A 12,915-nucleotide genomic window follows, 5' to 3' on the forward strand; every position below is an offset into this window, starting at 1 on the left:
AAAACAGAAATGAGTTTTATAAAGAGAATAATTAGTACAATAATTCTTGTGTTAAGTTTACAGGTAGTATATGGTCAACAAGAACCTTTGTACTCTCAATATTATAATAATTTTAGTCTACTAAATCCAGCTTATGTAGGAACACATGATTTTTTTACAGTAACTTCAAGTGTACGTAGCCAATGGGTTAATGAACCAGCAAGCCCAAGAACTGGCTCATTAGCATTACATGGAGGAATTGGAAATAATTTAGGGATGGGGCTCTCTGCTATATTTGATAAAGTGTATGTGTTAAATGAAACCCATTTGTACGCTGATATTTCATATGCAATTCAGCTTTCAGATAAAACAACTTTATCTTTTGGATTAAAGGGAGGAGGAAGCTTTGTAAATGTAGATTTACAAAGTTTAGGAATAACAAGTGATCCTCTTTTTAGTCAGAATATTAATAAGTTTATGCCAAACATAGGTACTGGAGCTTTTTTCTATACAGATGCGTTATACATAAGCTTATCAGCATTGAATTTATTAGGAAACGAGTATTATGACAGAGGAAATGGTATGGTAACTTCGGCAACAGATAGCATGATTTTTTATCTTTCATCAGGGTATAATTTTGTGATAAATGATAAAGTAAGTTTAAAACCATCTTTTTTAACGAGATATACTAAGGGAGCTCCGTGGTCAACTGATATATCATTAGGAGTATTGTTAAATAAGCAAATTGAATTTGGGTTCTCTCATCGTTTGAATGACGCTGTAGCAGGATTGTTTCAAATACGAGTAAAAGATAACATTCGTCTAGGTTATAGTTATGAAAGTTATTTATCAAATGCGAGTCCATATAATAGTGGTTCACACGAAATTAGTATAGCATTTGATTTAGGAAAAACGGAAGCTAAAAGAAATAAAAGAAAGCCGCCATTTTATTGGGATGGTAATTAAAATATTACAAGGATAGGGTTGAAAAGGGGAAACAACTCTAATTAGAGGCGATTGGAAAGGGATGTACATTTTGTATAATCCCTTTTCTTTTATTATTCATCTTCATCAATAGTAGTAATAGCTTCAAAAAAACTAAAAACATTTCCTCCGTAACGTTTATCATAACTATGATTTGGATGCTTGGTTAAATCTGTATGTTTTGAATGTTCAATAATTAAAACACCATCTTCATTTAACAAATTACGTTCAAAAATAATATCCGCTATTTTTAAGAATTGTGTTTCTTCAAAATCATAAGGAGGATCAGCAAAAATAACATCTGTTTTTAGCGGAGTCTTTTCTAAAAATTTATACACGTCACTTTTGTAGCTGGTAATGTCCATGTCTAACTCTTTAGAAGTTTGATTGATGAACTTGATACACGCAAAATGAGCATCAACAGCATAAATAGTTTCTGTACCTCTCGAGGCAAATTCGTAACTAATATTCCCTGTTCCTGCGAATAAATCTAATACTGAAATATTATCAAAATAATACAAATTATTTAAGATGTTAAATAACGACTCTTTAGCCATATCGGTCGTAGGTCGTACAGGTAAGTTTTTAGGAGCAGAAATTCTTTTACTCTTATATTTTCCAGAAATAATTCGCATTAGGTAATAAGTATAAAATTTGAATGGTTCGAAAAATCATTGTTATCTGCAAAGAAATTATCAACAGGATTCATAAAATGAATATTTCGAACGTAAGTATAAGTTATGGTGTACAACTCTGAATCTTTTTCAATGTCACCAATAAAAGTTAACTGAAAACTGTTAGGATCCATTTGTAATTGTTCCGAAGTAAAAAGGATATAGTAAATAAAATCTTCTTTGGTACTGTATGAAAAGGAGTTGTAAAATATAAGTTTTCCTTCTTTACAAACTACAATATCTATATCATTAGGAGAAACATGTACAAAAAACTGTTGATCAGAGTTTTCTTGAGAATAGGAGAGTAGTTTGTCTATTAACACGGTTGAATGGTGTTTGTATTCAAACTCTCCAAAGTTTTGAAACAGGTAATTATTGATATTTACATAAGGTATATAAACTGTGTTAGCAGCTATAATATCATGTAAATCGTAAGTAATAAAATCTGTTTTTAAGGTTTTTACAGTGTATTTTAAATACGGAGCTAAATTGTTTCGATCAAAAAGTTTATTAGGAACTAAAGTAGCTAGGTTGTTTTGATGAATAGCAAAAACAGAAGAGAAATCTTGTTGCAGATCTTTATCGGTATTAAAGATACGTATAATTTCTTCCAACAATAACTCAGGAGAAGTTATTGAAGCTGCAAAAATATATTTAGTGAAAAGTAATGGAGCTTTGTTATCTGAGTTAGAGATACAAAAAGAAAATCCATCCAAACTAAATTGGATGGATAGATCTTTATATTGCGCTATAGCGCTTATTTTTTTAGTCTTTCTTTGCAACTGCTTCACCTTTATCATAAAAAGGAGGCCAATTACCACCAGTAGTTACTTCACTTAAAGAACCTACAGAAACAAACTCACCTTTAATTTGATCAGATTCAATTGCTTCCAATTCAGCTTTGATTAACGAAGGATTCATTCCTGTTAAAATAGGCTTCTTTGAAACTTTAGCTTCAAATACAGGAACTTCTAAACCTGCTACTTTTTCAACTCTACCAGTTGCTAACTCAAATTGTAAATCAGTACCAGGTACATTGAACATGTTTTTGTATTCCTTACCTTCAAAGTATTTTAAAACAGGCTCATATCCAATAGTATCTACTTGTTTTTTAGAAACTTTAACTTTAATTCCACCACCTCTGTCTTCTTCTACCTCAATGTTTTTAGTCTCTGTTAAAGCTAATTTTCCGCTTTCAATAAAACTAATTAAAGAGTCTTTATTACTAGTATATGTTCCTGTTACCTCTTTATATTTTACTTCAGCATCACGAATTAATTTTAAATTCTTAATAACTTTAGCATAACGCACTTTCTTGTCTTTGTTAAAGTTAATTGGCTCCATAATTCCACCATAAATTTTATATGCTAAAAAGACAGTTGCACCTAAAAGTAATATTGAAACTAACCATCTCATTTTTAGAGGTACAAATTTAACTACAAGTACAGCTAAAAGAAAAGCAACCACTACAGCTACTAAAATCATTAATAATAAATTCATTTTTTTAATTTTTAATATATGATATTCGCAAATCTACAATTTTTTTTCAATGATGAAAATAATTATTTTGTAAATACATTTATCTTTGAGCATTATTTAAAATATGATACAAACCGCCCCTAAATTCTACAAAGAAATACTTCAAAAATTCCCATATGCTCCTACACAAAAGCAAGGTGAGCTGTTAGATGTTTTAACGCATTTTATTTTTTCAGATGATAATCGTGCTTTGTTTTTATTAAAAGGATATGCAGGAACGGGAAAAACTACCATTATAAGTACAGTTGTTCATAATTTATGGAAGATTGGTCAAAAGGCAGTTTTATTAGCTCCAACAGGTCGTGCAGCTAAGGTTATTTCGGGGTACTCGAATAGACAAGCATTTACCATTCATAAAAAGATATACTTTCCAAAAAAACAAAGTAGTGGAGGTGTAAGTTTTGTTATGCAGCCCAATAAGCATACTGATACACTTTTTATTGTTGATGAAGCTTCGATGATTTCAGATGAAAAACAAAATGCTAAATTGTTTGAAAACGGTTCATTGTTAGACGACTTAATTTCATATGTGTACTCAGGGAAAAATTGTAAAATTATATTTATAGGTGATACGGCTCAGTTACCTCCTGTTAAATTAACAATGAGTCCAGCATTAGAAGCAGACAAACTTTCGTTTGAGTTTAACAAAGAAGTTACCGAAATTGAGCTAGATGAAGTAGTACGTCAAGAGGAGGGCTCAGGAATACTAGCCAATGCAACCGATTTACGTTTGTTAATTCAAAATGAATCTACACATTTTCAGTTCGATTTAAATTATCCTGATATTATTCGTTTACAAGACGGATACGATATTCAAGATGCTATTACTTCTGCTTATGATGGAGATATTGGAGTAGAAGATACCGCTATTATTGTGCGTTCAAACAAACGAGCGAATCAATACAATCAACAGATACGAACGAAAATTCGCGGACAAGAAAACGAAATTTCTACCGGTGATTATGTAATGGTTGTAAAAAACAACTACTACTGGTTAAAAGACTCGTCTTCCGCAGGGTTTATTGCCAATGGTGATATTTGTGAGGTAATGCGTATTAATGAAATCAAAGATTTATATGGATTTAAGTTTGCTGAAGTTGAAGTTCGCATGATTGATTATCCTGATATGAAACCTTTTGAAACAGTATTGTTATTGGACACGCTTACTAGTGAGAGTCCGTCATTAACGTATGAAGAATCGAATCGCTTATACGAAGCTGTAAAAGAAGATTTTGCTCAAGAAAAATCGAAGTATAAACAATTTATGGGAGTGAAAAAGAATAAATACTTCAATGCACTTCAAGTGAAATTTTCTTATGCTATGACATGCCATAAATCACAAGGTGGACAGTGGAAAACTGTTTTTATAGAACAGCCTTATTTACCTGATGGAGCTTCAGTAGAATACTTACGTTGGTTATATACAGCAGTTACGCGTGCTCAAGAAAAATTGTATTTGATAGGGTTTAAAGATGAATATTTTTTAGATTAAATTTATAATCTTGATTCTAATAAAAACGTTAGCATTTTGTTAATGTAACTCTTTTTTTCGTTAAAAAAGTTACATTTGTGTATTACTCAAACTATTAAAAATGCACAAAAAAGTACTTTTAGTTCTATCATTTTTATTGATTTCACTAACAATAAAAGCACAGAAGCCACAAAAGTTAACTTCTAATCAGATTTATGAAAAAATACAAAAACTAAACTTTTTAGGTTCGGCTTTGTATATAGCAGCACATCCTGATGATGAAAATACCCGATTAATTTCTTACTTATCTAACCATGAAAATGCAAGAACTGCGTATTTATCGTTAACTCGTGGTGATGGAGGTCAAAATTTGATAGGTCCTGAAATGCGTGAGTTATTAGGAGTTATCCGTACTCAAGAACTCTTAGCTGCAAGAGGAGTAGATGGTGGAGAGCAACGTTTTTCTAGAGCAAATGATTTTGGGTATTCAAAGCATCCTGATGAAACCTTAGAAATTTGGAATAAAGATAAAGTATTAGCCGATGTAGTTTGGGCAATTCGTACGTTTAAACCAGATGTAATTATCAATCGTTTTAATCACAGAACACCAGGTTCTACACATGGGCACCATACATCTTCAGCAATGTTAAGTGTTGAAGCATTTGATTTGGCAGCTGATAAAACAAAATATCCAGAACAGTTACAATCTACGAGCACATGGCAACCTAATAGGTTGTTTTTTAATACTTCGTGGTGGTTTTACGGAAGCGAAGAAGCCTTTGTAAAAGCTGATAAAAGTAACATGTTAAGTTTTGATATAGGAGCTTATTATCCTTTGAAAGGATTGTCAAATAACGAATTAGCAGCCATTGCGAGTAGCCAACATTTATGTCAGGGTTTTGGTAGACTGACTACTAGGGGAAGTCAAACCGAATATGTTGAGTTTTTAAAAGGAGATTTTCCGAAGGATAAAAAAGATATTTTTTCAGGAATCAATACTACTTGGAATCGTATAGAAGGAGGTGGAGAGATTGGAGATATTTTATATAAAATTGAAGATGATTTCGATTTTGTAAATCCGTCAAAACACTTACCAGAGTTGTTGCAAGCCTACAAAATGGTTCGACAATTGAAAGATACACATTGGAGAACTATTAAAACCAAAGAGTTAAATGAAATTATCAAGGCTTGTGCAGGTTTGTATTTAGAAGCATCGGCTGTAAGTTCTAGTGCAACTCCAAGCAGTACGATTGATGTGGATTTTGAAGTGCTAAACAGAAGTTCTATTTCTATGGAGTTATCGTCAATTACCATCCTTCCTGAAGGAAAAAACATCAAAAAAGAATTGGATTTGGCTCCTAATAGCAAACAAAATTTTAAAAATAAAATTAATATAGGCAAAGATGTTTCTTACTCTTCACCTTATTGGTTAAACACTCCTTGGGATTTAGGAATGTATAAGGTAAATGACCAAAAATTGATTGGAAATCCAGAATCTCCAAGACCTATTCAAATTCAATACAATGTTATCATTGAAGATCAACCAGTTGCTTTTACCATTCCGGTAGTGCATAGATATGCTAAAAGAGATGTTGGAGAAATCTATGAGCCTTTTGAGGTATTACCGAAAGTAACTACAAAATTAAACGATAAAGTATTGATTTTTTCTACTTCGGAAGCTCAAAAGATATCTGTTGAAGTAAGAGCAGGAGATGCAAATATTAACGGAAAAGTAAGTTTACAAGCTCCGAAAGGATGGAAAGTATCTCCAACAGCAATAGATTTTTCAATTGCCCAAAAAGGAGATGTTCAATTTGTAGAATTTATGGTAACTCCAACACAAAATGAATCAGAAGGAGTTTTAAAAGCAATAGCAAAGATTAACGGCAAAACTTATGATAAAGAATTAATAGAAATTAATTATAATCATATTCCTAAACAATCAGTATTACTACCATCACAAGCAAAAGTAGTACGTATGGATATTAAAAAGAACGGTACTAAAATAGGATATATACAAGGTTCTGGTGACGCAATTCCTGAAAGCTTGCAACAAATTGGTTACGAGGTAACAGAATTGAATGTAAATGAGATTAATGGCAATTTAGAGCAATTTGATGCGGTTGTTGTTGGTATTAGAGCATATAACACTATAAAAGAGTTACAGTTTAAGCAAAAATACTTGTTAGAGTATGTAAAAAATGGAGGAAATGTAATTGTACAATACAATACAAACAGAAGAGTAGATGTACAAGCTCCATACAATTTACAATTGTCTCGTGATAGAGTTACCGATGAAAATGCAAACGTAACATTCTTAGCAAAAGATCATTCGATTTTAAATTATCCGAATAAAATTACTGAAGCTGATTTTAACGGATGGGTACAAGAACGCGGATTGTATTTCCCTAACAAATGGAGTAAAGAATATACACCAATTTTATCTATGCACGACAAAGGAGAAACAGCTAAAAAAGGAAGTTTGTTAGTAGCTAAATACGGAAAAGGAAACTATATCTATACAGGCTTAAGTTTTTTTAGAGAACTACCTGCAGGAGTTTCTGGAGCTTATAAGTTATTTGCTAATCTGTTATCTGTAAAAGAAAATGCTGTTGAAGAGAATTAAAATTTTTACAGCTTTAGCTCTGGTACTATTGGTAAGTTGTAAAACTGAAAAAGAAAATTTTGTTAAAAGGGAATACAATCAAGAATTGGTTAATGAACTAGCAAGCATGGTAGAAATAGACCAAGTTGCTGCTGGTATTCCCTCAGGAAAATACAAAGAATTAACCGAAGAAGAATGGCAATCATTTAAAGATAGTGTTTTTGCTGTAACTCATAAGAAAGCTGCAGAAATTTTTAACAAACATGGTTTTGTTGGTTTTGACCTTGCAGGAAAAGAGGGTTCTAGAAATTTTTGGCTTATTGTGCAGCATTTAGATTTTAATCCTGAATTTCAAGAAGCGGTTTTAAAGGAGATGAAAATTAAGGTAGAGAATAAGAATGCTAATCCTGAAAATTATGCCTATTTGCTAGATAGAGTACAGCTAAATACAGGTAAAAAGCAAGTTTACGGAACTCAAGTGATGTATAACTGGAAAGTTTGTCAAGCTTATCCAAAACCTTTGATAGATAGTATAAATGTAAACAAGCGTAGAAAGGAAATAGGTATGGAACCTTTGGAAGTTTATTTGAATGAAATGTCAAAAATGCATTTTGAAATAAATAAAGAAACCTTTTCAAAAGTTAATATAACTGAACCTAAATTATATAAGATAAAAGATTAAGTCTACTTAAAAAGATTAATAGAAACTGTTGCCAACTCCGAGTTTGGAAACTTTTTAAAAGTGTTTTTATCGGGAGTTAACCCCACAAATTCCATAGCATTCATATATTCATCCAGCTCAATAATGTATTGATCCGAATAACCATGCGTAGCATCGTAGGCAGTGGCAGCTGTTTTTCCTAAGTTTTTAGTAACTAATTCTGGTTTAGAGGTGTGTAATTCAATGAGTAGTAAGCCAAATTTACTTATGTAGGGTTTCCATTTGTTGAAATGTTGTTTTAATGATTCTACTACAAGATTATTGTTTAAACGTTTTCCTCTATAAGCATAAGCTCCTGTTGAACTTGTAATAGTCAAATTGTTGGTAGGAACAGGCTCTTGCCAAATTCTGTTGTGATCTAAAAATGTTCGAACATTCAATAAATCTGAGAGATTAATACCATACTTATCTTGTAAATCATCTGATAACGCCTTCGGATTTCCAATATCTCCCCAAATTACTTTTGCCCAAATATCAGCTTGTACTAAGTTTTTTCGAGTTATTTTCAACGCAGCTTCGTTATAATCGACACCAATAAGCAAAAGTGGATAATCTTCCAGCATCGTACCTCTTTTGGTTTGGTTTTCTATTACATTGAATAAATGCTTTAAAAACGCACCATTACCACAGCCAACATCTAAAATACCTTTAGGTTGCTCGTTAATGGGTTTGTTGAACAGGTTGATGATAATTTCATCAATCACTTTAAAATAGGTTGAATGCGCACCACCACTTCCCCAAACATTCATTTCTCTATCTACATGGATTTCGTCATTTCCAAGATCGGAAGTTCTAAAAATATCAGGGTTACCAAAAATGAGTTTGTCTAGTTTTCTAAGTGTTGGAATGTAAGATACAGTAACCCCATAAGCACTTGCTCTTCGTGCGAAAAACAAACCTTCATCAGTAAATTCGTAGGAGTCGTTTGTTTTGGAAAACCATTTTAAACGAGTTAACAAGTCTAACAATCGACCAAAGTTTTCTGCATCTTTATGAAATTCTTCTGCTTGAAACTTGGTTTGCATAAAATACTTATGAAACATACCACTCATACCTAATAAAACAGTTGTAGGCCCAACAATAATTCCTTCAATATGTGTAAGAATTTGATTTAAAATCTCTTTTTCTTTGGAAGTTGATGGAGGTTCAATTCCAAAATTATTGGTGAAGTTTTGATATAAACTTTCCAATTTTTCAAAAGGCTCAATTTCAAACTTTCTAGCACTGTAATTTTCAGAAAACTTTAATAAAGTAAAAGCTTCTTTATATAAGTGAAAATAAGAAAATGCTATAGCTGAAGTTTCGTTGATTTCAAACAGAACGGTGTTGTGAGTATTGTCAACATGTTGTGTTAGCCAGCCTTGAGAACATAAGGTTCTTAAAGCCACGTTTAAATACCCGTCGTTAGCATGAAACTCGGAAGTAATTTCAGCTAAACTGACAGATTTTTTTTCTAAAAGATAGTTAGTGATTCCTTTTTCGTGTAAGATGTATGCTGCTGGACAAGTTACAATTCCGTCTAAATGACGAAACAACCTACTTCTTAATGCAGATTTATCCTCTTTTGATAACATAGTTCGATAGTTTTCATTCTAAAGATAACTATTTGATTTTTAAAATGGAAACTAAATTATTGAAGCCGAAATATAATTTAGCTTAAGGCAGTTACAATTTGTTTGTGTACAAAAGAATAGTAATCTTGGTATTGAGGAAGTAAAAAGTTTTCGAAATCTTTAATATGTAAAATGGTTTCTAAATCGAATAATTTTAATTCAGCAACCTCTTCTTTTTGAAGCGTTAACTCCTCAATAGGAATTGTTAATTCGGCAATAAATACATGGTGGAATTCATTATCAATAATCCCGTTTAGGTGATTTACCATGTGCTTGCGAGTGCCTATTTTGTGCAAGTTTTCAGGAAGTATATCAAAACCAATTTCTTCTTTTACTTCTCGAAGAGCTCCTGTTATGATATTTTCACCAGCAGCGATATGTCCTGCTACAGAAATGTCCCATAAACCAGGAAATACTTTTTTAGATAAAGCTCTTTTTTGGAGTAAGATTTTCTTGTTTGAAGTATACAACCAAACATGAATAGTAGGATGGAAGTAGCCATGTGTATGAGCCTCAGATTTTAAACATGTTTTACCTGTGTAGTTTCCGTTTTCATCAACTATATCTATTAATTCATCCATAAGGGTTTGGTAAAAAAACGTCATTACAGGTAAGTAATGACGTTTAATTATTTTTATTATTTAAAGTAAGAGAAGTCTTCTCCGTCCTCAATTTTTAATAAACTTTCGTAAATCATTTTAATTACGTTTTCAACATCTTCACGGTGAACCATTTCAACTGTTGTGTGCATATAACGTAAAGGTAATGAGATTAAAGCAGAGGCAACTCCACCATTACTGTAAGCAAAAGCATCAGTATCTGTACCAGTTGCTCTTGATAACGCTGAACGTTGGAAAGGAATTTTGTTTACTTCTGCAGCATCAATAATTAAATCTCGTAATTTTTGTTGTACAGCAGGGGCATAGGCAACTACAGGACCTTTACCTAACTCTAAATGACCTTCTTTTTTCTTGTCAATCATAGGAGTTGTAGTATCATGTGTTACATCGGTAACAATAGCTACGTTAGGTTTAATGGTTTGGGTAATCATTTCTGCACCGCGTAAACCTATTTCTTCTTGAACAGAGTTTGTAATGTATAATCCGAAAGGTAATTTCTTCTTGTTTTCGTGTAATAAACGAGCAACTTCAGCAATCATGAATCCACCCATACGGTTGTCTAAAGCACGACAAACAAACTTATCTCCGTTTAAAATATGAAATTCATCAGGATAGGTAATTACACAACCTACGTGTACTCCTAACTTTTCAACTTCTTCTTTGGTTGCACAACCACAATCGATAAAGATGTTTTCAGGTTTTGGAGCTTCTTCAGAAGCTTTGTTACGAGTATGAATTGCAGGCCAACCAAAAACTCCTTTTACAATTCCGTTTTTAGTATGAATGTTTACTACTTTACTTGGTGCAATTTGATGGTCACTTCCTCCGTTACGAATTACATAGATTAATCCGTTGTCAGAAATGTAATTTACATACCAAGAGATTTCATCGGCATGTCCTTCTATAACTACTTTATATTTAGCCTCAGGGTTAATCACACCTACAGCACTTCCGTAAGTATCTGTAATGAATTCATCAACATACGGTTTTAGGTAGTTCATCCATATTTTTTGACCTTCCCACTCATATCCAGTAGGAGCCGCATTATTTAAATATTTCTCTAAAAAGTCAATTGACTTTTTGTTTAAAATTGATTTTTTAGCCATAATTTATATGATTAAAAGTTTTATAACTGAATTAACTCCAGAACTTTCGTTTTTCGTTTAATTCTTCTTGTTCTTTAATTTGTTCAGGTGTTAGTACCTTTAAAAACGAAGGATGTTGCTCGATAGCATATTCAATTTTTTCAATGATGCTAGCCACATTTTCATTATCATAATCAATATCTAATGGTTCTTTTATAACCATTGATTGTAATACGTTACGTTTCTTAATCATTAATCCTTTTTTATCAAAAGAACGTCTAAATCCGTCAATAACAATTGGTACCACAATAGGTTTGTAGGTTTTAATGATGTGAGCTGTACCACGACGAATAGGTTTAAAAGGGGTAGTGGTACCTTGTGGAAAGGTAATTACCCAACCATCATCTAACGCTTTACCAATGTTAGAAATATCAGACATTTTAACTTGTCTATTAATATCTTTACCAGCACTTCTCCAAGTTCTTTCAACCGAAATAGACCCCACATAGGCAAATATTTTAGGAAGTAAACCTGAACGCATTGTTTCACCAGCTGCTATATAGTACATGTTTAATTTAGGCTTCCATAGGTAACCTATATTTCTAATATTATCATCACGTCCTTTTAAAGCAGCGTTGAAAACATGAAACATAGCAGCAACATCAGCAAAGTAGGTTTGATGATTAGAAATAAAAAGCACTTTTTGATCTGGAAGACTCCTTAGAACATCCATACCTTCTATTTGTAAGTCATTAAATTTACGATAACGACCATGGGAAATTAATCCTAAAGTTTGTATTAAAAAGCGTTTAATGAACAGTATATGTCCGAAAGGGTTCCTTTTAAATAAAGGCATTATTATTGGTTTTTATTAGTCGAATAAGCTAAATTACAAAAGAATTATAGAATAGCCTTTATTTTAATAAATCTTTAATTTCTGATAACATCATTGCTGTTGCTCCCCAAACAATGTAATCGTTTAGTTTAAAGCATGGTACTTCAATATTTTTCATGTATGAGGTCTCCATTTCTACAAATGTTAAATTTTCATCGTTTAATAAATCACTAACCAAAACTTCAATTACTTCCGCTACTTCTTCATTAGGAATAAAAAGAGGTGTTTTTTCAGAAATTCCAATAAATGGGGCTACTAAAAAATTACTAGGAGGAATATAAGCATCTGATGTTTGCCTGATAATTTGTATAGCCTCAAAAGGCACACCAACTTCTTCGTAAGTTTCGCGGAGTGCAGTAGTTTTTAAATTGTCATCTGTTTTGTCAAACTTACCTCCAGGGAAACTAATTTGAGCAGAGTGCGCGCCATTATAACTAGCTCTTTCGGTTAATAAAAAACGTGTTTGATTATTGCTATCAGGATAAAACAAAGCTAATACAGCTGCTTTTTTCGGATTTTTGCTAAGTATCAACTCTTCTGAATAGCGCATTCTAAGTTTAGGAGCAAGTTTAAATTGTGAGGTTAAACCACCTAGTTGCTTTTGCTGTAATTTTTCTATTTGATTGATGAAATCAGAAAAAATCATTTGTTTTTTAGTATTTTAGAACAAACTTATCAATTTACCTGACAAAAATAAGATGTTTTTGGCTTGAATTTTGATTTGTAGTG

At 32.1% G+C, this 12,915-nt stretch carries 12 protein-coding genes; 4 read left to right on the top strand and 8 right to left on the bottom strand.

The features are described from left to right. The first annotated feature begins 9 nt into the window (after nt 1–9). Nucleotides 10–945 (top strand): PorP/SprF family type IX secretion system membrane protein, encoded by a 936-nt coding sequence (locus ACKTSU_RS06300; RefSeq protein WP_408035525.1) that lies wholly within the window; start codon nt 10–12, stop codon nt 943–945. A gap of 92 nt (nt 946–1,037) precedes the next feature. Here the strand turns inward: ACKTSU_RS06300 and ACKTSU_RS06305 are convergent, their stop codons facing one another. The 3 genes from ACKTSU_RS06305 to ACKTSU_RS06315 are packed head-to-tail and all read right to left on the bottom strand — an operon-like array spanning nt 1,038 to nt 3,137. Then, nucleotides 1,038–1,598 carry an RsmD family RNA methyltransferase gene (locus tag ACKTSU_RS06305; RefSeq protein WP_408035526.1) on the bottom strand — a complete coding sequence of 187 codons (561 nt, stop codon included), beginning with the start codon at nt 1,596–1,598 and terminating at the stop codon, nt 1,038–1,040. After that, a complete protein-coding gene (locus ACKTSU_RS06310) occupies nt 1,598–2,428 on the bottom strand; it encodes a DUF3822 family protein (protein WP_408035527.1) in 831 nt (276 codons plus the stop codon). The genes ACKTSU_RS06305 and ACKTSU_RS06310 overlap by 1 nt, the downstream gene beginning before the upstream one ends. After that, nucleotides 2,403–3,137 carry a hypothetical protein gene (locus tag ACKTSU_RS06315; RefSeq protein WP_408035528.1) on the bottom strand — a complete coding sequence of 245 codons (735 nt, stop codon included), beginning with the start codon at nt 3,135–3,137 and terminating at the stop codon, nt 2,403–2,405. Before ACKTSU_RS06315 ends, ACKTSU_RS06310 begins: the two co-directional genes overlap by 26 nt. A 103-nt stretch (nt 3,138–3,240) precedes the next feature. Between ACKTSU_RS06315 and ACKTSU_RS06320 the strand changes: the two genes are divergently transcribed. From ACKTSU_RS06320 to ACKTSU_RS06330, 3 genes are all read left to right on the top strand, one after another. After that, nucleotides 3,241–4,668 (top strand): ATP-dependent DNA helicase, encoded by a 1,428-nt coding sequence (locus ACKTSU_RS06320; protein ID WP_408035529.1) that lies wholly within the window; start codon nt 3,241–3,243, stop codon nt 4,666–4,668. A 100-nt stretch (nt 4,669–4,768) separates the two neighbouring features. Continuing rightward, nucleotides 4,769–7,273 carry a PIG-L family deacetylase gene (locus ACKTSU_RS06325; protein ID WP_408035530.1) on the top strand — a complete coding sequence of 835 codons (2,505 nt, stop codon included), beginning with the start codon at nt 4,769–4,771 and terminating at the stop codon, nt 7,271–7,273. Next, the gene (locus tag ACKTSU_RS06330) at nt 7,254–7,934 is read left to right on the top strand and encodes a DUF6624 domain-containing protein (RefSeq protein ID WP_408035531.1); all 681 of its coding nucleotides are present in this window, start codon (nt 7,254–7,256) and stop codon (nt 7,932–7,934) included. The genes ACKTSU_RS06325 and ACKTSU_RS06330 overlap by 20 nt, the downstream gene beginning before the upstream one ends. Before the next feature lie 2 nt (nt 7,935–7,936). On the opposite strand, the gene ACKTSU_RS06335 is transcribed toward ACKTSU_RS06330, so the two are convergent. From ACKTSU_RS06335 to ACKTSU_RS06355, 5 genes are all read right to left on the bottom strand, one after another. Then, nucleotides 7,937–9,547 carry a class I SAM-dependent methyltransferase gene (locus tag ACKTSU_RS06335; protein WP_408035532.1) on the bottom strand — a complete coding sequence of 537 codons (1,611 nt, stop codon included), beginning with the start codon at nt 9,545–9,547 and terminating at the stop codon, nt 7,937–7,939. A 77-nt stretch (nt 9,548–9,624) separates the two neighbouring features. Continuing rightward, nucleotides 9,625–10,167, bottom strand: a complete 543-nt coding sequence (locus ACKTSU_RS06340) for an NUDIX hydrolase (RefSeq protein WP_408035533.1) — start codon at nt 10,165–10,167, stop codon at nt 9,625–9,627. 56 nt (nt 10,168–10,223) lie between these two features. Continuing rightward, on the bottom strand, nt 10,224–11,312 hold the full coding sequence (locus ACKTSU_RS06345) for a M42 family metallopeptidase (RefSeq protein ID WP_408035534.1): 1,089 nt from the start codon (nt 11,310–11,312) through the stop codon (nt 10,224–10,226). 31 nt (nt 11,313–11,343) lie between these two features. Continuing rightward, a complete protein-coding gene (locus ACKTSU_RS06350) occupies nt 11,344–12,147 on the bottom strand; it encodes a lysophospholipid acyltransferase family protein (protein WP_408035535.1) in 804 nt (267 codons plus the stop codon). Nucleotides 12,148–12,205: 58 nt separating this feature from the next. After that, on the bottom strand, nt 12,206–12,832 hold the full coding sequence (locus tag ACKTSU_RS06355) for an NUDIX hydrolase (protein ID WP_408035536.1): 627 nt from the start codon (nt 12,830–12,832) through the stop codon (nt 12,206–12,208). Between the last annotated feature and the right edge of the window lie 83 nt (nt 12,833–12,915).

The organism is Tenacibaculum aestuarii (assembly GCF_964510395.1).
Classification (GTDB): Bacteria; Bacteroidota; Bacteroidia; order Flavobacteriales; family Flavobacteriaceae; genus Polaribacter; species Polaribacter aestuarii.

What these genes read in the sequence shown, in the direction of transcription:
- ACKTSU_RS06300 (WP_408035525.1), top strand. Translation starts at nt 10, where the DNA reads ATGAGTTTTATAAAGAGAATAATTAGTACAATAATTCTTGTGTTAAGT.
- ACKTSU_RS06305 (WP_408035526.1), bottom strand. Translation starts at nt 1,598, where the DNA reads ATGCGAATTATTTCTGGAAAATATAAGAGTAAAAGAATTTCTGCTCCT.
- ACKTSU_RS06315 (WP_408035528.1), bottom strand. Translation starts at nt 3,137, where the DNA reads ATGAATTTATTATTAATGATTTTAGTAGCTGTAGTGGTTGCTTTTCTT.
- ACKTSU_RS06320 (WP_408035529.1), top strand. Translation starts at nt 3,241, where the DNA reads ATGATACAAACCGCCCCTAAATTCTACAAAGAAATACTTCAAAAATTC.
- ACKTSU_RS06325 (WP_408035530.1), top strand. Translation starts at nt 4,769, where the DNA reads ATGCACAAAAAAGTACTTTTAGTTCTATCATTTTTATTGATTTCACTA.
- ACKTSU_RS06330 (WP_408035531.1), top strand. Translation starts at nt 7,254, where the DNA reads ATGCTGTTGAAGAGAATTAAAATTTTTACAGCTTTAGCTCTGGTACTA.
- ACKTSU_RS06335 (WP_408035532.1), bottom strand. Translation starts at nt 9,547, where the DNA reads ATGTTATCAAAAGAGGATAAATCTGCATTAAGAAGTAGGTTGTTTCGT.
- ACKTSU_RS06340 (WP_408035533.1), bottom strand. Translation starts at nt 10,167, where the DNA reads ATGGATGAATTAATAGATATAGTTGATGAAAACGGAAACTACACAGGT.
- ACKTSU_RS06345 (WP_408035534.1), bottom strand. Translation starts at nt 11,312, where the DNA reads ATGGCTAAAAAATCAATTTTAAACAAAAAGTCAATTGACTTTTTAGAG.
- ACKTSU_RS06350 (WP_408035535.1), bottom strand. Translation starts at nt 12,147, where the DNA reads ATGCCTTTATTTAAAAGGAACCCTTTCGGACATATACTGTTCATTAAA.
- ACKTSU_RS06355 (WP_408035536.1), bottom strand. Translation starts at nt 12,832, where the DNA reads ATGATTTTTTCTGATTTCATCAATCAAATAGAAAAATTACAGCAAAAG.